The sequence below is a fragment of the Gilliamella apis genome, from assembly GCF_030758615.1.
Taxonomy (GTDB): Bacteria; Pseudomonadota; Gammaproteobacteria; order Enterobacterales; family Orbaceae; genus Gilliamella; species Gilliamella apis_A.
Map to the genome: position 1 here is coordinate 1,818,646 of NZ_CP132381.1, position 23,893 is coordinate 1,842,538.

20 protein-coding genes are annotated in these 23,893 nt (G+C 34.0%); 12 read left to right on the forward strand and 8 right to left on the reverse strand.

Annotated elements, in window-relative coordinates; all coding sequences use genetic code 11:
• Nucleotides 1-147: 147 nt before the first annotated feature.
• Genes hpt through tamB form a run of 3 tightly spaced genes read left to right on the forward strand, consistent with a single transcriptional unit; the run spans nt 148 to nt 6,225 of the window.
• Entirely contained in the window at nt 148-687 is a 540-nt protein-coding gene (gene hpt, locus RAM17_RS08385; RefSeq protein ID WP_306239856.1) for a hypoxanthine phosphoribosyltransferase, read from the forward strand.
• A gap of 53 nt (nt 688-740) precedes the next feature.
• Complete coding sequence (gene tamA, locus RAM17_RS08390; RefSeq protein ID WP_181414675.1) at nt 741-2,423, forward strand: autotransporter assembly complex protein TamA; 1,683 nt, start codon at nt 741-743, stop codon at nt 2,421-2,423.
• Nucleotide 2,424: 1 nt separating this feature from the next.
• Nucleotides 2,425-6,225 carry an autotransporter assembly complex protein TamB gene (tamB, locus tag RAM17_RS08395; protein ID WP_110447665.1) on the forward strand — a complete coding sequence of 1,267 codons (3,801 nt, stop codon included), beginning with the start codon at nt 2,425-2,427 and terminating at the stop codon, nt 6,223-6,225.
• Between the two features lie 49 nt (nt 6,226-6,274).
• Here the strand turns inward: tamB and mnmD are convergent, their stop codons facing one another.
• Nucleotides 6,275-6,988: a tRNA (5-methylaminomethyl-2-thiouridine)(34)-methyltransferase MnmD gene (gene mnmD, locus RAM17_RS08400; protein WP_181414651.1), complete on the reverse strand. Its 714-nt coding sequence runs from the start codon at nt 6,986-6,988 to the stop codon at nt 6,275-6,277.
• Nucleotides 6,989-7,074: 86 nt separating this feature from the next.
• Between mnmD and RAM17_RS08405 the strand changes: the two genes are divergently transcribed.
• Both RAM17_RS08405 and cmoM read left to right on the forward strand, forming a co-directional pair.
• The gene (locus RAM17_RS08405; protein WP_110447663.1) at nt 7,075-7,803 is read left to right on the forward strand and encodes a 1-acylglycerol-3-phosphate O-acyltransferase; all 729 of its coding nucleotides are present in this window, start codon (nt 7,075-7,077) and stop codon (nt 7,801-7,803) included.
• 21 nt (nt 7,804-7,824) lie between these two features.
• On the forward strand, nt 7,825-8,601 hold the full coding sequence (gene cmoM, locus RAM17_RS08410; protein WP_110447662.1) for a tRNA uridine 5-oxyacetic acid(34) methyltransferase CmoM: 777 nt from the start codon (nt 7,825-7,827) through the stop codon (nt 8,599-8,601).
• 50 nt (nt 8,602-8,651) lie between these two features.
• On the opposite strand, the gene RAM17_RS08415 is transcribed toward cmoM, so the two are convergent.
• The 4 genes from RAM17_RS08415 to RAM17_RS08430 all read right to left on the reverse strand — a co-directional run bounded on the left by RAM17_RS08415 (nt 8,652) and on the right by RAM17_RS08430 (nt 13,413).
• Nucleotides 8,652-9,992 (reverse strand): GntP family permease, encoded by a 1,341-nt coding sequence (locus RAM17_RS08415; protein WP_363317448.1) that lies wholly within the window; start codon nt 9,990-9,992, stop codon nt 8,652-8,654.
• 205 nt (nt 9,993-10,197) lie between these two features.
• A complete protein-coding gene (gene pdxA, locus RAM17_RS08420) occupies nt 10,198-11,199 on the reverse strand; it encodes a 4-hydroxythreonine-4-phosphate dehydrogenase PdxA (RefSeq protein ID WP_065651908.1) in 1,002 nt (333 codons plus the stop codon).
• A gap of 75 nt (nt 11,200-11,274) precedes the next feature.
• Nucleotides 11,275-12,573, reverse strand: a complete 1,299-nt coding sequence (locus RAM17_RS08425) for a four-carbon acid sugar kinase family protein (protein ID WP_110447660.1) — start codon at nt 12,571-12,573, stop codon at nt 11,275-11,277.
• A gap of 84 nt (nt 12,574-12,657) precedes the next feature.
• Nucleotides 12,658-13,413, reverse strand: a complete 756-nt coding sequence (locus RAM17_RS08430; RefSeq protein ID WP_086360826.1) for a DeoR/GlpR family DNA-binding transcription regulator — start codon at nt 13,411-13,413, stop codon at nt 12,658-12,660.
• Between the two features lie 240 nt (nt 13,414-13,653).
• Here RAM17_RS08430 and RAM17_RS08435 point away from each other — a divergent pair, with 240 nt between their 5' ends.
• The 5 genes from RAM17_RS08435 (at nt 13,654) to RAM17_RS08455 (ending at nt 17,958) form a co-directional block, all read left to right on the forward strand.
• A complete protein-coding gene (locus tag RAM17_RS08435; RefSeq protein WP_110447659.1) occupies nt 13,654-14,649 on the forward strand; it encodes a KpsF/GutQ family sugar-phosphate isomerase in 996 nt (331 codons plus the stop codon).
• A 122-nt stretch (nt 14,650-14,771) separates the two neighbouring features.
• Nucleotides 14,772-15,698: an ADP-glyceromanno-heptose 6-epimerase gene (gene rfaD / locus RAM17_RS08440; RefSeq protein WP_110447658.1), complete on the forward strand. Its 927-nt coding sequence runs from the start codon at nt 14,772-14,774 to the stop codon at nt 15,696-15,698.
• Between the two features lie 10 nt (nt 15,699-15,708).
• Nucleotides 15,709-16,755 (forward strand): ADP-heptose--LPS heptosyltransferase RfaF, encoded by a 1,047-nt coding sequence (gene rfaF, locus RAM17_RS08445; protein ID WP_110447657.1) that lies wholly within the window; start codon nt 15,709-15,711, stop codon nt 16,753-16,755.
• 2 nt (nt 16,756-16,757) lie between these two features.
• On the forward strand, nt 16,758-17,720 hold the full coding sequence (gene rfaC, locus RAM17_RS08450) for a lipopolysaccharide heptosyltransferase RfaC (protein ID WP_110447656.1): 963 nt from the start codon (nt 16,758-16,760) through the stop codon (nt 17,718-17,720).
• Nucleotides 17,721-17,757: 37 nt separating this feature from the next.
• On the forward strand, nt 17,758-17,958 hold the full coding sequence (locus tag RAM17_RS08455) for a YaeP family protein (protein WP_110447655.1): 201 nt from the start codon (nt 17,758-17,760) through the stop codon (nt 17,956-17,958).
• On the opposite strand, the gene RAM17_RS08460 is transcribed toward RAM17_RS08455, so the two are convergent.
• From RAM17_RS08460 to trmA, 3 genes are all read right to left on the reverse strand, one after another.
• Nucleotides 17,951-19,354: a heavy metal sensor histidine kinase gene (locus tag RAM17_RS08460; protein ID WP_181414650.1), complete on the reverse strand. Its 1,404-nt coding sequence runs from the start codon at nt 19,352-19,354 to the stop codon at nt 17,951-17,953. The two genes, RAM17_RS08455 and RAM17_RS08460, sit on opposite strands and share 8 nt — an antisense overlap.
• Entirely contained in the window at nt 19,341-20,027 is a 687-nt protein-coding gene (locus tag RAM17_RS08465; RefSeq protein ID WP_034902561.1) for a heavy metal response regulator transcription factor, read from the reverse strand. Before RAM17_RS08465 ends, RAM17_RS08460 begins: the two co-directional genes overlap by 14 nt.
• A gap of 360 nt (nt 20,028-20,387) precedes the next feature.
• Entirely contained in the window at nt 20,388-21,485 is a 1,098-nt protein-coding gene (trmA, locus tag RAM17_RS08470) for a tRNA (uridine(54)-C5)-methyltransferase TrmA (protein WP_110447653.1), read from the reverse strand.
• 269 nt (nt 21,486-21,754) lie between these two features.
• Between trmA and srmB the strand changes: the two genes are divergently transcribed.
• Together srmB and RAM17_RS08480 are read left to right on the forward strand one after the other, a co-directional pair.
• Nucleotides 21,755-23,065: an ATP-dependent RNA helicase SrmB gene (srmB, locus tag RAM17_RS08475; RefSeq protein WP_110447652.1), complete on the forward strand. Its 1,311-nt coding sequence runs from the start codon at nt 21,755-21,757 to the stop codon at nt 23,063-23,065.
• A gap of 123 nt (nt 23,066-23,188) precedes the next feature.
• Nucleotides 23,189-23,791, forward strand: a complete 603-nt coding sequence (locus RAM17_RS08480; protein ID WP_034902551.1) for a peroxiredoxin C — start codon at nt 23,189-23,191, stop codon at nt 23,789-23,791.
• Nucleotides 23,792-23,893 lie beyond the last annotated feature (102 nt).

A 23,893-nucleotide genomic window follows, 5' to 3' on the forward strand; every position in this document is an offset into this window, starting at 1 on the left:
CAGTTAACCATTGACTTAATATTAAAAAATGAATTCTATAAATCATTTGTTAATTATTTGATAAAATATTGGCTTAGTTATTCTTTTTACCTGCGAAAATTGCTAAAATCTGTTCTGATTTTTTAAGATATATACTGAGCATTATTAATGAAAAAACATACATTAGAAACCATGATATCTGCTGAAGATATCCAAAAGCGGGTAAATGAAATAGGTCAACAGATAAGTCAAGATTATGCAGGCAGTCAAAATGAGCTTATTTTAGTTGGTTTGTTAAGAGGTTCTTTTATCTTTATGGCAAATCTAAGCCGAGCAATTAGCGTTGGTCACGAAGTCGACTTTATGACGGCCTCAAGTTATGGCAATGCAGTGGTAAGTAATAGAGATGTCAAAATTTTAAAAGATTTAGATGAAGATATTCGTGACAAAGATGTACTGATTGTTGAAGATATTATTGATACTGGCAATACGCTTAGCAAGGTAATGGCTATTTTAAAACTACGTCATCCTCGTAGTATCGAGATTTGTACATTATTAGATAAACCTTCACGCCGTGAAGTTGTAGTACCTGTAAAGTATATCGGTTTTTCAATTCCTGACGAGTTTGTAGTAGGTTATGGTATAGATTATGCGCAGCATTATCGCCATTTACCATATATTGGGCATGTAAAATTACTTGAATCCTAAACTTTATCGAGGTGTATGTGTCACGATTTTCTCGCTCATTATGCGTACTTTTAATGGTAACAGCCACATCAAGTTATGCCGATATGAAGTTATCAATTAAAGGATTGTCGGGAGAACTTGCGGAAAACGTTGATGCACGCATTTCGTTAATCACACCAGATAAAATCAATAATTCGTCTAGTTTTAAGCGATATTTTGAAAGTGAAGCACAAAAAGCCCTCCGAGCATTAGGGTATTATTCCCCTACTTTTAGTTACGACGAAAGTGATCCTAAAATCCTCGTTGTTAAAGTATCACTTGGCGAACCGGTTAGAATTAAACAATTAAATATTAATATTAATGGTGAAGGTAAACAAGATAAAGATTTTCAAGAATTATTAGCTAAACAACTGCCTAAAATCGGTGAAATTTTAAATCATGGCACTTACGAAGCATTCAAAAAAGGCTTAGAAAGCTTATCATTAAAAAAAGGCTATTTTGATGCTGAAATGCCAACCCATCAATTAGCTGTATCTCAATACGATCATCAAGCTTTTTGGAATATCGATTTTAATACCGGTAAACGCTATAAGTTTAGCGAGGTTAAATTTCCAGACGCAAAAATTCGCCAAGATTATCTTGCCAACATCGTACCTTTTAAAGAGGGGGATGAATATTCGGCTGAACAGCTATCATTATTAAACCGACGCCTTAGTTCAACAAACTGGTTTAACTCAGTGGTTGTTACACCGGATTTTCCTAATCTAACAGCAGACAAAGCGTTACCTATTGATGTGGTAACCACGCCACGTAAAAAAAATGCCATGGATCTGGGTTTAGGTTTTTCAACAGATAACGGCGTGCATGGTAAAATTGGTTGGAATAAACCTTGGATCAATAGCCGAGGACATAGTTTTCAAAGTAATTTATCTCTATCATCACCTGAGCAAATTATTACGATGAGTTATAAAATACCTTTGAAAAAATCACCTATTGAACAATACTATACCATTCAAGGTGGTTATAAAAAAATTGATAATAATGATACCTACTCGCGCTCTTATACCTTAGGTGCTCTGCGTAATTGGGATAACTTTGATGGTTGGCAAACAGCTCTAGGTTTTAATATGTTACATGACGACTTTACTCAAGGGGATGCAAGTTTTAAAACCTTTTTATACTATCCATCACTTAGTATTTCGCGTATTCGTAATGACGGTAATTTATTATCTATGTGGGGCGACTCTCAACGTTATTCGGTTGAAGGCGCTGCCGAATCGTTAGGATCTGATATTAATTTAGTCCGTTTTCAAGCCCAACAAACGTGGATTCGTTCAATTAAACAATCACATCGTTTTATAGCTAGAGGTAATTTCGGCATTATTCAAGCAAGTAACTTTGATAGAGTGCCACCTTCTTTTAGATTTTTTGCTGGTGGTGATCGCAGTATTCGTGGATACAGCTATCAATCTATCTCACCTAAAGATAAAAAAGGTAAACTTAAGGGGGCTTCAAAAATGATCACAGGATCAGCGGAATACCAATACAACCTAACCGGTTCTTGGTGGGGTGCTGCTTTTGTTGATACTGGAGAAGCAATAGATAAAGTCGATACAGCTAAATTTTATACCGGTACCGGCCTAGGTATTCGCTGGGCTTCTCCTGTTGGGCCAATTAAGTTTGATTTAGCAACACCACTAAATAAAAAAGATAAAGGCTCAATACACCTATATATTGGTTTAGGAAGCGAACTATAAAATGGCAAAAAATCCAATAAGAGCGAAAAAGGCTGAAAAAATAAAACGAATACGTAAATGGAAAAAACGTAGCATTGTCGTGCTTTCCATTTTTGTTTTCCTTACCACGTTTATAATTTTAATGATTTACACCTCTTTAGGTGTAAAACTAACAACCTATGTTCTTAATAAATATTTACCTGAATTAAAAATAGCACAAGTTGAAGGCACATTCCATGATTTACATATTAAAGGACTGTCACTTGAACTACCTGGTGTCAATGTACAGGTGAAAGATGCAACATTCAAATTGTCTGGTTTATGTTTAATACAGACAAAAATTTGTGTTAAACAATTTGATGCTGATGGGGTTAATGTTGTAATTAATACTGACGAAATAGAACTTTCACCTGATGAATCAACGTCAGAAAAACGACAAATAATTAAAACACCATTACCTATTGAATTAAAACAAACCCATATTTCAGATGTCATAGTAAAAGTTAACGATATGCAATTTGGTATGTCAGAATTTACAGGCAAAGCTAACTGGGTCAATGAAAAAATCTATGTATATCCTGCTATTGCTATGGATTTACAGGCAATATTTGCAGATTATCCTGCAAAAAAGTCTAATAACCAGATAGATGATAATCTACCGCTTGACCAACAAATTAGGCAACTATTTAATCAACCTTTAATAAACTCACTGCCACAAGTTAGTATTCCACTCGATATTAATGTTACAAGTTTAACCGGGAGCAATTGGTTATTACACATTGCAGGGCAAGATTATCATTTCAATCAAGTGAATATCAAAACAGAGATGATTAATAATCATATTATGGTTAAACATGTCGACACCAATGCAATAACACCTTATGCGAGTGGTCATGCTTATGTATCAGGTGAAATAACCTTAGGTGATAATTGGCCTATTTTTGCTTATGTTAAGGCCGATACAGAGAAAAATCATCTTAATGGGCAGTTTTCAGGAAACTTATTAGGTAAATTATCAACTTATACTCATATTGCTGGGTTAAATCAAATTGCTATTGAAGGGCAGATAAATTTTATTGAAAAATATTTACCATTAATTACAAAACTAGAAGGTAAACATATCCAATGGCCAATTGAGGGAACTCCGCAATATCAGCTTGATAATTTTGCTATAAGCTTAAATGGCAATGCACAAAAATATAATATGCTTGCTAAAGGTTTGATTAAGGGAGATGACTTACCTGATACCTCTGTTGATATTATTGGTGATGGTACCAACCAATCTGCCTCTTTTGAGCATGCCAATATCAAGTTCCCACAAGGTGATATTAATCTTACCGGTCAATTAGATTGGCAAAAAGCTCTTAAATGGGATGCTAGTGTTAAACTTAATAATGTTGATATAACTAAAGAGTTACCAACCTTTCCTATTCGCTTAGCCGGTCAACTAAAAACTTCGGGTATGCTCGAAGGTGATTTATGGCATTTAAATATTCCTGATATTGAATTAAAAGGTAACGTAAAACAAGCTAATTTTTCAGCTAATGGCGATCTATTTATCGATTCTAATCGTACTTTAGTATCAAAAAATTTAACTATGCTTTGGGGAAAAAACCAATTAAATATTAGTGGTTCTACTGACAAAGGTAATTTAAATAGCCAACTTAATTTAAAGTCTTTGTCATTATTAGCTGATAATCTAAATGGCGCCATCATAGGAAATATTAGAATGACAGGTAATAAAGCCTCACCTGTTATTGAAAACAATATAAATATTAACGATTTAAATTATGAAAATATTTCAATCGCTAAAGCAAATCTATCAGGCAAAATCCAATACAACGATCAACTTAGCGGGCAATTGAAGCTAATTGCTCAAAATATCGATATCGCTAACCAAAATATTAAAAAAGCTAATATTGAACTATCAGGTAATGAAGCTCGCCACGCTTTAAATATAAGTTTTGAAGGTAGCCCATTATCGATGGTAACATCATTGAGTGGACAATTAGATAAACAACAGAACAAATGGACCGCAAATATACCGCATAGTTTACTTACATTAGCTAATAATAATCGTTGGCAATTAGCTAAACCTATCTCTCTATCTTATGATATTACCAACCACGTTCCAACTATAGGTGCACATTGTTGGCGTAGCAATAATTCTAGTATTTGTTTAGATAAATCTTTGTCAATAACTAACAATAATCAGACAACTATAACACTAAAAGATATTGATCTTGCTAAATTACCTATACCTACTGATGGTGAAACAAAAATTAATGGTTTTATTAATGGCAAAGCAGATATTAAATTCAATGATGCTAGCAAAATTCCAAGTATCAAAGCCAATATAACCAGTAATAGAGTTTATATTAAACAGATGATCAATAATCAAGCTCTACCAATTCCATTTGATATGTTCAATATCAATGCAGAATTTAATGAACAACAAGCTAAATTAGATTGGCGTTTTGGGTTAAATAAATTAGGTAAAATAAATGGTGATCTTTCAATAAATGATCCAACTGGGAAGAAAGATTTAAGTGGTCAACTCAATATCGATAATTTAGCCCTAGCAATTATTAATCCTCTATTGAGTAAAGATGAATATGCTAATGGCGCCATCAATGGTATGGTTAAATTTTCTGGTTCTTTAATCGATCCTAGTTTAACCGGTGGTATCAATTTAAAACATAGTGACATAAAATCTAGCCAATTACCAATCGATATCAAATCGGCTATGCTTGATATTAAATTCAATGGTAAAACTTCAACAATGAAAGGAATTTTAGCCACTAAATCAGGTAATATTAATATTAATGGCCAAGCCAGTTGGAATAATTTGGAAAAATGGCAAGCAACCTTAAATGTTAATGGTGCGGCCATGGATGTCACTGTACCACCAATGATTGTCATGTCAGTCATTCCAGATATTAAAATAGAAGCAACACAAGATGAACTGACAATTCTTGGTAAAGTTTCAATTCCTAAAGGTAAAATCACTGTTGATTCGCTTCCACCGTCAAGTATTGATGTGTCACCAGATGAAGTCATGTTGGATCGAAACCACAAACAGGTTCAAGCACAAAAATTTGGTATGAAAATTAATAGTCATATTGAAATCAATATCGGTGATAAAGTCACGGTAGATGCTTTTGGTTTGCAAGCCTCATTAAAAGGTAAACTCATTGCAACACAGACGAATAAAGGACTAGACTTACACGGTGAAATATTAATTCCTAACGGTCGATTTCATGCTTATGGTCAAGACTTAATCATTAATAAAGGCATTATCACTTTTTCTGGTCCAACGGACCAAGCTATGTTAGACATAGAAGCCATTCGTAATCCTGAAGCAATGGATAATAGTAATATTACGGCAGGTATTCGCGTTAAAGGATCATCAACAGATCCTAAAATTGAGATTTTCTCCGATCCGGCTATGTCACAACAAGAAGCACTCTCTTATCTAATTCGAGGTCAAGGTCTTGATAGTTCTGACCAAAGTGATAATGATATGATGACAGCGTTTTTAGTTGGTGTTGGAACCGCCAAAACAGGACAATTTATTGGTGATATAGGTAATGCATTTGGCATTAAGAATCTCTCTTTAGACACTCAAGGGGCAGGAAATAATTCAAAAGTGGTAGTAAGTGGTTATATATTACCTCATCTACAGCTAAAATATGGTGTAGGTATATTTGACTCACTAGCTACATTTACCTTGCGTTATCGTTTATTGCCAAATTTATATGTCGAAGCAGCTTCTGGTATTGCGCAAACACTAGATCTTATCTATCAATTCGAGTTTAATTAATAGTAGTTAATTCGTATTAGTTCGCCAAAAGTTAAATTGGCGAACTAATTTAGATTTTTTGGCCGATTAGCATTTCACGTTTTAGACCAAATCCTTTCCGTTTTTCAACATTAAATCCAGCATTAATTAAATTACGTCGGACAAAACCTGCTGCGGTAAAAGTTGCAAATGTTCCTTTTTCTCTCGTTAATTGATAACAACGTTTAAATAAAGATTCATTCCACATATCAGGATTTTTGGCTGGCGAAAATCCATCAAAAAACCATGCATCAATTAAACTATTTTTTTGAACTAGGAAATCGGCAAAGCAGCTAATATCGTCATAACATATCAATAAATTCGTTTCATCTAAACTGCCAACATCGGATTTTATTAAGAAATCTTGCAATTGCTTAGATAATGGCGATAGAGAATCTTCACTATTAATAACTTTATCATGAATTTTTGATATTTCACTGGCAGATAAAGGATATTTTTCAACACTAAAAAAATTCAATTTTTTCAAATTACTATTTGGATTTTTCTGTCTAAATTGTTTAAAAGTTTGCCAAGCAACTAAAAAACTTAAACCTGAACCAAAACCGGTTTCACCAATAGTAAAAGTCTCTTGCTGATGTTGTAAAAATCGCTCATATAAACAATTCCCTTCAATAAAAACATAACGAGTTTCATCTACTGCACCGTCAGTATTAAAATAGACATCATCAAAGTAACGAGAGAGTGGAATTTCATTATCATCCCAAATGATAGTTGATTCGAACATAAACATCCTTTAAAGCGATATTTAACAAACTGTATATTCATATAGATTACGTATATAATACGCTAAGTTAACTTATGAGGTAAATTATGGTTTTTCTTTTTCGCTTAATCAGTGTGTTATTTATTGGTATTATAACTTGTGTGCTAGGCGTTATTTTTTGTTTATTCAATCCTCGTAATCCTAAAAATGTGGCTAGATTTGCCCATCTTTTTAGTTTTTTCTTCAAACCAATTTTAGGTGTAAAGGTTGATACACGTAGACAAGCAAATATTAACAATTTAGGCAGTTGCGTATTTATTGCTAATCACCAAAACAACTATGATATGGTGGTTGCTGCTGACATTGTACAACCCAAAACCGTTACAGTGGGTAAGAAAAGCCTTGCTTTGATTCCCTTTTTTGGACAACTTTATTACTTAACAGGCAATATTTTGATTGACCGTAATAATAAATCAAAAGCTCGAGACACTATTAACTTAGTTGTTAACGAAATAAAAAAACGAGGAATATCTATATGGATGTTCCCCGAAGGTACTCGAAGTCGTGGACGCGGATTATTACCATTTAAAACTGGTGCCTTTAAAGCTGCTATAGCCGCTGGCGTTCCTATTGTGCCAATTTGCGTATCAGATACCAATAATATAAAACTTAACCGCCTTAATAATGGCCATATGATCGTTGAGATGCTTCCGCCAATCGAAACCCAAAATCTACGTAAAGAAGATGCTAGAATATTAATGGAACAGTGCTATCAATTGATGACAGAAAAAATTGCCCAAATTAATTTAGAAGTGACTAAATTAAATAACAAATAATTGAAATAATAACTCTATACTATGACAAAAATTGATCGTAATTTTGATGATATCAGCCATAAATTTGCCAAAAACATTTATGGCACAAACAAAGGTAAGATTCGAGAAGCTATCGTTTGGCAAGAGCTAGAAAATATATTAGCTAGCTATCCATCGAATAAACCATTAACTATTTTAGATGCAGGCGGTGGACAAGGTCAGATTGCTTGTCGACTAGCAAAATTAGGTCATAACATTACTGTTTGTGATATTTCCGAGCAAATGCTGGAATTAGCAAGAAAGCAAGCCGAACAAGAAAATCTAAGTTTAAATTTTATTCATTGCCCTATTCAAGATCTAAAGCAATTCATTAAAATACAATTTGATATTGTGATTTGTCATGCCGTTTTAGAATGGGTAGCCGATCCAATCCAAATAATACAGTCGCTCAAACAATACCTTAAACAAGATGGTTATTTGTCATTAATGTTCTATAACTATCACGGGCTATTATTTAAAACAGTGACTTTAGGTAATTTTGGATATACTCAAACCGGTCTTAATAAACGTAAAAAGAAAACTTTATCTCCCGATTATCCTCGAGATCCAAATCAAGTATATCAATGGTTGAACCAACAAAATTTTGAGATCATCAATAAAATAGGTATTCGATTATTTCATGACTATTTAACCAATAAGTCAAAAGCCGAAACACATTTTGAGCAATTATTAGAAATTGAAAAACAGTTTTGCCAAACTGAACCCTATCTCAGTTTGGCAAGGTATATTTTAGTTACCGCAAAAATTAATAACAACTAATTTAGAGAAAAGATTAGGGGAAGCATATTCCTTTACACTCCCCTATTTTCTTAGAAGAAAATGGCATTAACAATTAATAATGTCACTGTTCCTGCAGCCCAAAGTACGGTAGTTGTCATACTCCAAACTTTAATTTGTTCTTTAACTTCAGTAACGCCTAGTGAACGATTCACTACCCAAAAATAAGCATCATTGAAATGAGAAAACATAAATGAACCAATAGAGCAGCCTAATCCAGCCATAATCGGATTTACCCCCAATGTTCCAATCATTGGTGCAGTAATACTTGCTGCGGTAATCATGGCAACTACACCAGAACCTTGAATTAAGCGAATCAAAGTTGAAATTGTCAATGGTAACAAAATACCAGGCACACCAATTTTTACAATATATTCAGCAATAATTTGACCTGTTCCTGAGTCACGTAACACCATTCCTAATGCGCCACCACCGCCAATAACAAGCAATATAATACCAGCAGAACGAATTGAATTTTCCATTTGATGCACAACATCTTTTCGAGGAAATGAGTTAGTTAATGCCATTATAGCAATTAATAAACCAATGCCCACAGCTACAATTGGGTGTCCAATTGTTTTTAACATAATGGCAATAGAATTATCCCATTTCATTTCATTTACTAAAGTAGCGGTTAATATCAAAATAATCGGAGTGACAATTGGTGCAAACGATGCTAATGCACTTGGTAATTGTTGATCATCTTCTAAATTTTGCGAAGTAACTGTTAGACGTTCACGGGTAAAATTCTCACCATCCTCCGTAGGAATTTGATAAATACTACGACCAACATGGCGAGTATAAATAAATCCAGCAATAGTAATAGGTATAGCGACAACCATTGCCCATAGCATATATTCACCAAGGCCAATACCAAATTGTGAAACTACACCAAATGGTCCTACCGCTGGTGGAATCATACTGTGGCTTATAACAAGTCCCATAGCCAATGTTGAACCAAGTCCGACTACAGATTTACCGGTACTACGCGAAATAGCTTTCACTAACGGTAATAGAACAATAAATGCTGAATCACAAAATACAGCCAAACTCACTAATAAACCGATAATGACTAATGCTAACTCTTCTCTGCCTTTTCCTAAAAGGTTAATAAAAACTTGAGCCATTTTTTGCGCTGCACCACTCATCTGCAAAACTGACCCCATCATAACGCCAAAGCCAATAACGATCCCTATGTTACCGAGCGTATTACCAAAGCCTTTACTAATCGTTGCGATCATAAATTCACCAGGCATACCACCGAGTGAGCCAGTAATTAAAGCGGATATAATCAATGCAGGAAATGCCTGAATTCTTGTTTTCAAAATCATAAATAGTAACAAAGTAATTGCAACAAGTAGACCGGCAACCATTCGCCAGCTGCTCTTTTCAATACTATGTAAACTTCCTAGATAAAAAACAATTAATCCGACAACCACTAAAATAATGCCATTTAATAAGACATAAGGATAAAGTGATTTATTATTATTTTCTTTTTTAGACATATGCAAACCCTCCTTCGATAATGACATAATCATTACCGAAAAATAAATTGTTATAAGTAAGAATAGCTACTTATTAACGTTTGAAATTTGGTGCGTATAGCGCAGCTAAACGTATAGCCTCAATCAAACTTACTGGATTAGCGATTCCTTTTCCGGCAATATCATTTGCTGTGCCATGGTCAACAGATGTGCGAAGAATCGGCATTCCATTAGTGATAGAAATGGTACGATGAAAATCAACCATTTTCGTTGCGATATGACCTTGGTCATGATACGGAGATAAAACAGCATCATAGCCACCACCCATAGCAAAATGGAAAACACTATCAGCTGGTTTAGGGCCATTAATATCAATCCCTTGTTTACGAGCCATTTCAATACCTGGTAATAAGACATCATCATCCTCATGACCAAAAAGACCATGTTCTCCGCAATGTGGATTAATACCGGCAACCGTCATTCTCGGTTTATTGATCCCCAATTTAACCAATGCATCGTTACAACGAATAGCATAATCACAGACTCTTTCTGGCGTTAATGATTCAATAGCTTTGACCAATGCTAAATGACGAGTTAAGAAAAATACTCTTAAATCTCGAACTTGAAACATAGTAAGTGGGTCTTGACTGCCAGTAAGATCTGCTAATATCTCGGTATGACCAATATAGTTAACATTACCAGCTTTAAGGGATTCTTTATTGATAGGTGTTGTTGCAATGGCATCAAGTTTTTTTTCCATAGCAAGCTCAGTGATAACTTTAATATAGTTGAATGCTGCTTGACCACATTGTCCTTCAATTTGGCCAATTTTAAACGTTTCATAATTTAATTCGCCACACTGAATAAGATTCAATACATTAGGTTTATCTTGTATTTGAGTTAGATCGGTAATTTCATTAATTTGTAAGTTTACTTTTGAAAACTTACACGCATCAGCTAACACCTTTTTATCGCCTGTTACCAGTACACATCCATATTCATATGTTTCTGGTGCTGCAATACTTTTCACGACAATTTCAGGGCCTATACCAGCCGGATCGCCCATAGGAACTCCGATTAAACAACGACGTTTCATTTATTACTCCTTTAAAATTACTCAAAATTTGCTCAACTTATGTTGTTTTATCTAAGTTGAACTAGTTATAAGGTATTAATGCTTCATGCTTTCATGTGATGAAATCTTGGTACTCAAATAGTCGATACAATGAACTAAAGTATTATCGTTACCGACAAATCCACCTTTTGTTACTATCGAATAACCATCACATTTCCCTCCGACAAGGTGTCCATAAACCGTTAATGGCTCAACTTCATCTTTAAGTAAGAAACCACTACTTCCTAATCGATTTACAACATTTACCGTGACATCTCCACCACTGGTATAAATACCTCTAATAATAGATTCAGGGTGGAATAAGACTTGAGCAGTTATTTCGGCAATAGCCTGATTCAAAGTATTACTAATTTCACTCATACTCATATTATTGTTAGCAGCTAACTTAGCTAAATCACAAACATGCTCTGGCATTTCAACGGTATCAATGCCGATCACATCAAATTGATCAACCTTTTCCAGTAATTTATCTACAATTGGTTTAGCTTTCTTGATGTCTTTAGAAATTTCTATCAATTCATCAACCAATATCGTTTCTAACCAAACTTTTCGGTCATATTTCAATTTTCTTATTTGTCTTTGAGTAAGATCAGACACACTGCCTATTGCGACAAACACTTTGTTAGCCATCTTTCGTTCTGATGAATAACGTAGATCAGCAAACTGGGCAGTAAATGGCCCCGGATCAACACAAAAAACAGGCAAATTAACATTATTCGCTGCTTGCGCTATCACACTAATGTCAGTATCCGTAGTCGCATCAAATATGACAATTCGACCACCTTGTTGATATATTTGTTTTAAACGCTGCTCAATTCTATCTTTACCTTCTAAAACATCCTTGAGAGCAATATGTGAGACTGGATATCGAGACTGGCAACGAAATAATTCTAAAATTGAAGACTCCGTCATCGGATTTTTAGGATCATTACGCATTGCTGTATTCTGTAATGGGATACCATTAACTAATAAAGATCCGCCAACACAAATTCGATCACTAGATGGATACACAGGAACAACTAAAGCCATTAGATTAGGATCATTGTCGATAACCGCATCAACTTCTGCCCCTAAATTACCTCGCAGCGTGGAGTCTATACGTTTACTAATTAAAGGTTGATATTTGCTAAACTGGCTTATGCAATCGACAACCCGTGAATACGCCTCTTTATAAGGTATTGAACGTGAATCAGTTGCAAATGAAATCACATCAAATCTAGAAAGATCTTCATTAAATTTTTCTAAACATGTAATTGCATTAAACCCTTTTTTGCTTAATAAAGCACAGGTAGCATTAGCACCTGTCAAATCATCAGCTACAACGGCAACTTTCATATTTTTGCTTCCTCTCAAAAATTAAGCTCAATAAATGAACTTTTTATACATCTACCAAAATTAACTAACTATTAGTTACATCACTTAATAAATATATTTAATATCCTGTTTTATTAATTGTTTTTCAAAATTACTAGGAAATTGCTTTTCAGTTATAAGATAATTAAATCGATTTAAATCGCAGATTTTAAAACGACATCTAAGCCCCAATTTACTGCTATCAACCAATAGAACCGATTGAATAGATCTAGATAATGCCATCCATTTACAGTCAGCTTTAATCTGTGTAGTGGTCAATGCACCATCTTCTAGATTAAAACCATCCGCACCAATAAAGGCTAAATCAATAACCTGCTCTGATAGATACTTCATGGCTTGAGTGTTATAAGCTGACGCATTTGTTGTTTGTATTTCACCAGGACAAATAATCGTGTTTACTTCTGGCCGGGAAGATAATTCCAAAGCCACATGTAAATCTAAAGTAATCACTGTAATTGGAACATTGATATTCAAGGCAAATTCACGCATCGTTGTTCCTGCATCAATAAAAATTACCATCCCTGGTTGTAATAAACTTACCGCTATTTTCCCTACTCTTTTCTTACCTTCAGAAAATCGATTCTGTTTGATGTTATATAGGGGGGTGCCATTTAAAAAACTTCTTTTTATTTCACCTCCATACGATACTTTGATTAATCCTTTTTCTTGTAAAAGTTTTAAGTCCCGTCTGATACTCATATGTGAAACGGAAAATAAATTAGATAGTAAATTGATATTGGCAACATCATATTCATCTAAGTACTCTAAAATTCTTTTATATCTTGGTAATTCTTGTTTCATAGTGAGTTTCCCAATTAAGTTGGCGCCATTGTAGTAATAAAATAATCAACAAAATGTTAATCTTTTAACACTTTCACAACCCAGTTTAACAAATGTGATCTGAATCAAACTTTCACTTTTTCTTGGTTAGTTTTTTGTGAATCAATAAAATTATTTTCGGTTTTATGCATACAATTTATGCTTCTATTTTTTCAATCTTCACCAGAGTTAATTTAATTCATAAATAAGGATAATTTGGATATGACAACAAAATCAGAAAGTTCTTTGGTAAGCAAAAATGAAACTTTGCAACTTGCCAAACAAGTTTTAAAACAAGAAGCTGCTGCAATAGAAGAAATTGTTAACTCAATTAATGAAACTTTTTTACATGCAGTAGAATTAATTTTGCATACCAAAGGAAGAGTTATCGTGACAGGAATGGGAAAACCTGGCTATATTGCTCGTAAACTTTCCGCTACATTTATGAGCACCGGTACTCCGTCTTTTTATTTGCATCCAGCAGAAGCTATTCATGGTGATTTAGGTTGCATTACCAAAGATGACACTATTATTGCCCTCTCAAACAGTGGAGAAACAGCCGAAATTATTAATATTTTACCGACCATAAAACAAATTAATATTCCGTTAATCTCAATTTGTGGTAATCCATTATCAACTTTAGCTCGCTTTGCGACCTACAATTTAGATGCCCATGTATCCAAAGAAGCATGCCCTCTCAATTTAGCACCAACAACAAGTACAACGGTAGAATTAGCCTTAACTGATGCATTGGCAATATCAGTGATGCATGCAAAGAAATTCAGCTCACAAGATTTTGCTTTTTATCATCCAGGCGGAAATCTAGGCCAAATACGTTTAATGACAGTGCAACAGTTAGTTGAAAAACATAATAGAAAGGTTGCTATTACCACAGAAAAATCTATTTCTGACGCTATTTTTGCTATGACGAATTCGGGGATAGGCGCTGTTGCGATAGTTGATAACAATAATGTATTACTTGGTATAATTACAGATGGTGATATTCGTAGACAATTACAATACCAACCTAATTTGTTAGATATTCAAGTTTCTGAGTTAATGATAACCACACCAATAACCATTGAACATAGCCAATATGTATCAGAGGCTTTATATAAAATGGAACAACATAAACCTAGGCCAATAACCGTTTTACCTGTGATTGATAATAAAAAACAATTTATTGGCATGATACATATCACAGATATATATCACTAAATCAAATTTTATGATCATCTAGAAACAACAAACAAAATTAAGATAACTAAAAGAGAACTCGAAAATTTGCCAATAAATCGTTATTATAGTGTCATTAATTTCATTAGCTAAAGGTTGTAATTATGATAGTTGTTACTGGTGGTGCCGGTTTTATTGGAAGTAATATTGTTAAAGGTTTAAATGATTTAGGCCGAAAAGATATTTTAGTAGTAGACGATTTAACCGATGGAACTAAATTTGCCAATTTAGCAGATTTAGATATTGCTGATTATATGGATAAAGATGAGTTTATTTCAGCAATAGTCTCCGGTGAAAATCTGGACATTGAAGTTATTTTTCATCAAGGAGCATGTTCATCTACTACTGAATGGGATGGCAAATTTATGATGGAAAATAATTACAACTATTCAAAAGATTTGCTTCATTATTGTTTAGATTTTGATATTCCTTTTTTATACGCTTCTTCCGCCGCAACTTATGGAGGACGCAGTGACAATTTTATTGAAGATAGAGTTTATGAAAAACCTTTAAATGTATATGGTTATTCAAAGTTTTTATTCGATCAATACGTACGAAAAATTTTACCAAATGCAAATTCGCAAATTTGCGGTTTCCGTTATTTCAATGTTTATGGACCTCGTGAAAATCATAAAGGTAGCATGGCTAGCGTTGCATATCACTTGAATGAACAAATAACCAAAGGCGAAAAGCCAAAATTATTTGCTGGTAGTGATAATTTTAGACGTGATTTTATTTACGTTAGCGATGTGGTTGAAGTTAACTTATGGTTCTGGAAAAATAAAGTTTCTGGCATTTTTAATTGTGGAACTGGTCGTGCAGAATCATTCCAATCGGTTGCTGATGCAGTTTTAGATTATCATAAAAAAGGCGAAATCGATTATATTCCATTCCCTGAACACTTAAAAGGACGCTATCAAAGCTTTACTCAAGCTGATCTGACTAAATTCAGGAAAACAGGTTGTCCTATTGAGTTCAAAACAGTGTCTCAAGGAACAACTGAATATATGCAATGGTTAAACCAACAATAAAGGAACCTCAATGAAAACGTTGATTATTGGTCCTTCATGGGTTGGAGACATGATGATGTCACAAAGCTTATATCGCACATTAAAACAGTTAGATCCATCTATTGAAATTGATGTGATGGCACCAGCTTGGTGCCGAGCTTTATTAGATAAAATGCCTGAAGTAAATCAGTCAATCGCTATGCCTATAAGCCATGGTGAGTTTGCTTTAAGCAAACGTTATCAGTTAGGAAAGGAATTACGCAATAATCAATACGATCAAGCTATCATCTTACCTAACTCTTTTAAATCAGCACTCATTCCTTTTTTTGCTAAAATTGCTAAACGTACTGGTTGGAAAGGTGAGATGCGTTATGGCTTATTAAATGATTTACGAGTGCTGGATAAACAAGCCTTTCCATTAATGGTAGAACGCTATGTCGCTCTCGCCTATTCTAAGCAGAATATCCATTCAGCAAAAGATATACCTCAGCCAATTTTATGGCCAAAACTTAATGTTTTAACCAATGAGGTTGAACAAACATTATCTACATTTAATATTACAAATGATGAGCCATTAATTGGTTTTTGCCCAGGAGCCGAATTTGGCCCAGCCAAACGCTGGCCTGATTATCATTATGCAGCATTAGCCGATAAGATAGTTAAACAACACGCTAAAATTATTATTTTCGGTTCAGCAAAAGATAAAATAGTTGGCGAACAAATCATTGCTAAAATGAATCATGGAAAACAATGTATTAACCTTGCTGGACAAACGGAATTAGGACAAGCAATAAATCTGATTGCTGCGTGTAAAGCTGTCGTCACCAACGACTCAGGACTAATGCATGTAGCAGCAGCGCTGGATAAACCTTTAGTCGCACTTTATGGGCCAAGTAGTCCTGATTTTACCCCACCACTATCCAATAAAGCAGAAGTAATCCGTTTAATCACTGGCTATCATCGCGTTCGTAAAGGTGATGCTGAACAAGGCTATCATCAAAGCCTTATTGATATAAAACCAGATTTAGTATTTGAAACATTAATGAATCTTATCGTTCGCTGTGAAAAGAGCTGTTAATTATGCGCGTGTTAATTGTTAAAACTTCATCTATGGGTGATGTATTGCATACTTTACCTGCTTTAACTGATGCTGCTAATAGCATACCTAACATAACATTTGACTGGGTGGTTGAAGAAAACTTTTGTCAAATTCCCAGTTGGCATTTCGCAGTAGATGACATCATTCCGGTCGCAATCAGGCGTTGGCGAAAAAACTGGTTCGCTAAGTCTATTCGCCAAGAACGCCATCAATTTATAGCACACTTACAACGTAAACAGTATGATTGCATTATTGATGCTCAAGGGCTAATTAAAAGTGCGTTTTTAATCACTCGTAAAGCGAAAGGTATTAAACATGGTTTGGATCGCCAAAGCATAAAAGAACCAATTGCTAGTTGGTTTTATGATGTAAAACATCATGTCCCTAAGCAAATGCATGCTATTGAACGTGTCCGTATGTTATTTGCTAAAAGTCTTAATTACTCACAACCAGATTCGATTGGTGACTATGCTATTGCTGATCATTTTTTAACATCATTACCACCTGATAACCAAAAATACTTGATTTTCCTACATGCAACTACCCGGGATGAAAAACATTGGACAGAATCGGCATGGCGTAATTTAATTGAATTAATTGAGCCTACTGGCCTTAAAATTAAACTTCCATGGGGAGCACCGCATGAACAAGAACGTGCATTGCGATTAGCTCAAGGATTCGAACACGTTGAAGTATTGCCTAAATTATCTCTCAATGAAATTGCAACGGTTATTGCTGGTGCCAAAGCTGTAGTATCAGTCGATACAGGATTAAGCCACTTAACAGCAGCATTAGATAGACCTAATATTACTTTATTTGGTAATACCGATCCGAAGCTTATTGGTGGATATGGAAAAAACCAGCATAGCATCATTTCAGCAGATAAAATGATGCAAACCATAACAGCTGACGAAGTTTATCAACAGTTAATAACGTTTATTTAAATCATATTTAAATTTTTTTAATCTATAGGATAGTAAAATGAACAAATACAGTGAGCTAATTCAAGAAAAATACGCACAAATTGGTAGTAATGATTTAGGTTATATTGATGATGCTTTAGGTGCAGTAATGACAGTTCTCAATGAGATAGTTGATAATCAACAAGTACCAACTGAATTACGAGAAAAAGCCGCATATGCTGCAGCTAATCTACTAATCAGTGATTTTGACGTTAAATAACTGTAGGAAGTTTAATAATAAATCGAGTTGATAAATCATCAGATTCGACATGAATATGACCTCTATGCGTGTCGATAATAGATTTAACGATTGCTAAACCAATCCCTGTTCCCGAGCTATCTTTACCACTACGGTGCCGTGATTCATCAACTCGATAGAAGCGATCAAAAAGATGTGGTAAATGGCGACTTTCAATCTTTTTACCTGGATTAGCAATAATAATTTGGATTCGTTTTTGATTTACTTGACTCAAGCTAATTTTAATTGTCTGATTTGCAGGAGTATATCGAATAGCATTGGATAATATATTACTTATCGCTCGCCCTAACATCATTTTATCCCCTTCTATATGAGAACAACTACCTTCTATTTCAAAAGTTATATTTTTTTCATCGGCTAAAGGTTCAAAATACTCACACATCAAACTAATCATTGAATGAAGATCAATATCAATAAGATTAGGAACTAATTGATGATTATCTGCTTGAGCTAAAAACAGCATATCAGAAATCATTTGAGACATTTTTTCATACTCTTCTAAATTAGAATATAAAATTTCTCGATATTCATCAGTTGATCGCGCATTATTTAATACTATTTGCGTTTGTGTGGTTAAATTAGTAATTGGTGTGCGCATTTCATGAGCAATATCAGCAGTAAAATTGCGTTGCCGATCAAAAACATCTTCCATTCGATGAAGCATATTATTAAAAGCTTTAACCAAACTAACATATTTCACCGGTACTGACTTGGTTGAAATACGATAATTTAAGCTTTTCATATTAATGCCTTCAATCTTTTTGATTAAACGGTTAATTGGTTTTTGCGTAAAATATATTGAAATTAATGAACCAATTAAAGCTAAGACACAAGCAATAACGATAAGTAAACCTAAACCATTTCTTAGTCGCTTAATAAATTCAAGCTGTAAATCACGGGCTACTGCAACTATTGTCGTATATTGGCGGCCTTCGTCCAACAATACTCTAGAGGCTCCGATACGATAAGATGATTTATCAATGTTCCAAATTGCAGTGCTATTTTCAGTAATTAAACGATCAAAATGTTCTTGTGATAAAGCAATTGATAAATTTGGACCTCGTGTGCGATAGACAATTTTTCCTGAATCATCAATAATATAAACAAATAAATGATGATGACCAGTTAAAATAAGTAAAAGATTTTGAAAGAATTCATCACGATTTTCATCGGGTGAATAATAGGTCAGCTCACGCTCGATTGAGGTAATGACAGAATTGAGTTCGGTGACATTTTGCTGAATCGAAATTTTTTCAAAAGTATGTTCAATAAGATAGCTAAAACAATAAAGTAGCCCACAGGTCAGTAGGCATACAATAAGTGGTATACGAAATGATATGATATTAGTTTTCTTCATCCAATACATCTAATTTATATCCCATTCCTCGGACTGTATGAATTAATTTCGGTTCAAAATCAGCATCAATCTTATTCCGTAAGCGCCTAATTGCCACATCAATAACATTGGTGTCACTGTCAAAATTCATATCCCATACTTGGGATGCGATTAATGATCTAGGAAGCACTTCACCAGGATAACGTAAAAAATATTCCAGTAATAAAAACTCTTTATTGGTTAAATCAATTCTTTTATCACCTCTGGTTACTGTTCGTTTAGGTAAGTCCATAACAAGATCAGCAATACTTAATTGATAATTATTAACCTGTGGTACATTTCGTCTTAATAATGACTTAACTCTTGCTAATAGTTCAGCAAAAGAAAATGGTTTTACTAAATAATCATCAGCGCCTAAATTTAGACCTTTAACTTTATCTTCAACACTCCCCATTGCCGTCAGCAGAATAATTTGCGTATCTTTACCAGCTTCACGTAAAGACTGCACTATCTTCCAACCAACAATATCGGGAAGCATGACATCAAGAATAATTAAATCATAATCTTCAGTCATTGCTCGATGATAGCCATCTAAGCCATTATCTGTGAGATCAACAATAAATCCTGACTCAACTAATCCTTGGCGTAGATATTCACCTGTTTTTTGTTCATCTTCAACAACTAACAATTTCATATTGAATATTCCTTAATGTTCTATCAGGTTATCGAAATTGCATAATGCAGTAATAGGATATATGAAAAAGGGAAATGGCATCATGACAATTTAATGACTATTTTGTAATCTAATGGTCATTAAATAGTCGGGTTAGATTTGTTATAGTATCGCCACAATGATTCATGAGGCTAGACAGTATTGTTTCATTGTTTTATTTCCTTTCATCCATTCCTTGCAATTTAATGCAGCCCTAGTTGATCTAGGGTTTTTTTTTGACTTTAATACTTACTGACGTAAATTTATCCATGGATTACGGCTAATTCACTATAAAACAAATTTCATTTTAGCAAATTTAACCGTAATTGAATATGGTTGATGTTAGTTTTTACGAAGAACAATACCGGTTTCAATATGATCGGTATAAGGAAATTGATCGAACATCGCAAAATGTTCAATTTGATGCGTTTTAGTAAGTTGTTCTAAATTATTTTTCAACGTATTAGGATTACAAGAAATATAAATAATTCTTTGATAACTTTGGATAATCTCAAGCGTATTATCGTCTAATCCTGCTCGTGGAGGATCGACTAATACGGTTTGACATTGATAATCATCTAAATTAATACCCTGCAATCGATTAAATTGTCGTTCTTTTTTAATTGCACTGGTAAATTCTTCGGCCGATAATCTGGCAATAATTAAGTTATCAATATTATTTACTTTAATATTATGTTGTGCAGAATAAACCGATGCTTTTGCGATTTCAGTTGCCAACACCTTCCTAAAATTTTGTGCTAATGCAATCGAAAAATTACCGTTACCACAATAAAATTCGAGAAGATCACCTTTAGAATCTTTAGTAACCGATATTGCCCACTCCAACATTTTAATGTTGATAGCCGCATTAGGTTGGGTAAAACTGTTTTCCACTTGTCGATAACTAAAGTTATTATCAAATATGGGTAAAGTCTCATCGACATAATCAACATTTACAGCAATTTTTTGATTACTAGCTCGACCAACCAAATTGGCAATAATACCCCGCTCCGCTAATTGTTGTTTTAAACGCTCAGCTTCTATTATCCATTGGTCATCTAATTTTTTATGATATAAGAGTGTTATTAATAACTGGCCGCTCAACGTGGAAAAATAATCAATCTGAAAAAGTTGATGACGCAACTTATCGTTATATTGAAGTAACGGTAAAATTGTTTGCATGGCACGATTAATTAATTGTGATGCAATTGGGAAACTATCAATTCTTACTCTTTTTTTAGTTTTTTTATCATACATAATATGATAAAGCTCCTCACCGCTATGCCAAATTCTAAATTCAGCTCGCATACGATAGTGACTAATTGGTGAAGAGAAAACCTGTAAATCGGGTAATGAAAAATCAGATAATAATTTTTTTAAATTGGTTATTTTATTTTGTAACTGCTGGTTATATTTGTCGTTAGAAAAAGATTCTGTCATATTTATAATTCGATCATCAATTTAACTAAAAAGAATAGTATTAAGTTTGCTACCTTGTTATTTTAGTTATTTTAGCATAAACCATAAATTATGATAAGTTTAACCATTCATAGTTGGCCAATAAATAATATGGTAATCATGAAAAATTGTTTTTTATTCTTACCTATTTTCGGCTCTGTTACTTAAAGATTATGTTAGTTAAGGATAAACATTGTAGTTATAACAATTGCCGTTATAATGTGGGACAAAATGATAGATAAAAGAGCACTATGACTACACAAACTTTTTCCGATTTACAGTTAGATGATATCCTAATTGACAATCTACAAACACAAAATATTAATACACCAACGGTAATCCAAGCACAAACTATACCAGTAGCATTAGACGGTAAGGATGTTTTAGGATCGGCTCCAACAGGAACCGGTAAAACCTTAGCTTTTTTGATTCCAGCGGTACAACATTTACTTGATTTTCCTCGTCGAAAACCAGGACCACCACGAATTTTGATACTAACCCCTACTCGAGAACTCGCAATCCAAATAGCTGAGCAAGCAAAATTGCTTACGCAATCAACTCACCTAAGTATCGCCACCATTACTGGTGGAGTTGCTTATATGAACCATGCTGAAGTGTTTAGTAAAAATCAAGATATTGTCATAGCCACTACGGGTCGATTATTACAGTATATTAAAGAAGAAAACTTCGATTGTCGTGCGGTTGAAATGTTAATATTGGATGAAGCAGATCGCATGTTAGATATGGGATTTGCTCAGGATGTAGAAACTATCTCTGCAGAAACTCGTTGGCGCAAACAGACGTTACTATTTTCAGCTACACTTGAAGGTGATGGATTACATAGCTTTGCTAATCGTATTCTTGAACAACCCGTCGAAATCAATGCCGACCCTTCACGAAAAGAACGAAAAAAGATTTTGCAATTTTATTATCGCGCTGATGATTTTACCCATAAAGTTGCATTATTAACGCATTTATTGAAACAAGAAGAAGTGAAAAAAACGATTGTCTTTGTTCGTAAACGGGAAAGAGTACATGAATTAGTAACATTACTTCATCAAGCAGGTATTCAAAGTTGTTATCTAGAAGGCGAAATGGTTCAAGCCAAACGTAATGAAGCAATCAAAAGAATTAGTAATGACACCGTAAATGTGTTGGTTGCAACAGATGTTGCCGCTAGAGGAATAGATATTGACGATATAAGCCATGTTATCAATTTCGATGCGCCTAAAACCGCTGATGTTTACTTACATCGCATTGGTCGTACTGCTCGTGCTGGAAAAAAAGGTACCGCAATAATGTTAGTTGAAGCTCACGATAATGAGTTATTACTAAAAATTGAACGTTATATACGTGAACCGATTAAATTAAGAACCATTGATGAATTGCGACCAAAAACTAAAGCACCTAAACCTGTGACCAAAAAGAAACCGTCACAAAAAGCTAAACAAAAAAGTGTAGCTAAAAAGCAAGAAGATACGAAAAAGAAAAAGGTAAAACAGCGTCATCGAGATACTAAAAACAAAGGTAAACCAAAGAAAACGATAATTAAAACCGAATAATAATTTATTTATCATAGTTTAAACTTATGAAATCAATCGCTGATAACAGCTTGGCGTATTGATACATACTGCTATAATTCACCGCAAATAAATTACAAATTTAGTTACACAAGGAGACATTTTATGACATTAGTAACTCGTAAGGCACCAGACTTTACTTCATCTGCAGTGCTTGGTTCTGGTGAAATAGTAAATAATTTTAATTTAGCCGAACATATCAAAGGCAAATATGCAGTCGTATTCTTTTGGCCTATGGATTTTACTTTTGTATGTCCATCAGAAATCATTGCTTTTGATCACCGTCTTGAAGAATTCAAAAAACGTGGTGTAGAAGTTATTGGTGTATCAATGGATTCTGAATATGTCCATAATGCATGGCGCAATACTCCACAAGATAAAGGTGGTATTGGCGAAGTAAAATTCCCTATCGTTGCAGATATCAAACATAGCATTATGCAAGCTTACGGTGTTGAACATCCTGAAGCAGGTGTTGCACTTCGTGCTTCATTCTTTATTGATAAATCAGGCGTTGTTCGTCATGAAACTATCAATGATCTTCCAATTGGACGTAACGTTGATGAAATGCTACGTATTGTTGATGCTTTCCAATTCCACGAAGAACATGGTGAAGTTTGTCCTGCACAATGGACTAAAGGTAAACAAGGTATGCAAGCAAATCCAAATGGTGTTGCTAGCTACTTAAAACAACACGCAAGTGAAATCTAATTTTATTCAAAGTTGATATTTTTACATACCTTTCTTCTAACTTTTACCGGAGTTTAACTCCGGTTTTTTTATTTTTAAAATGCAAAAAACTTAATTAATATT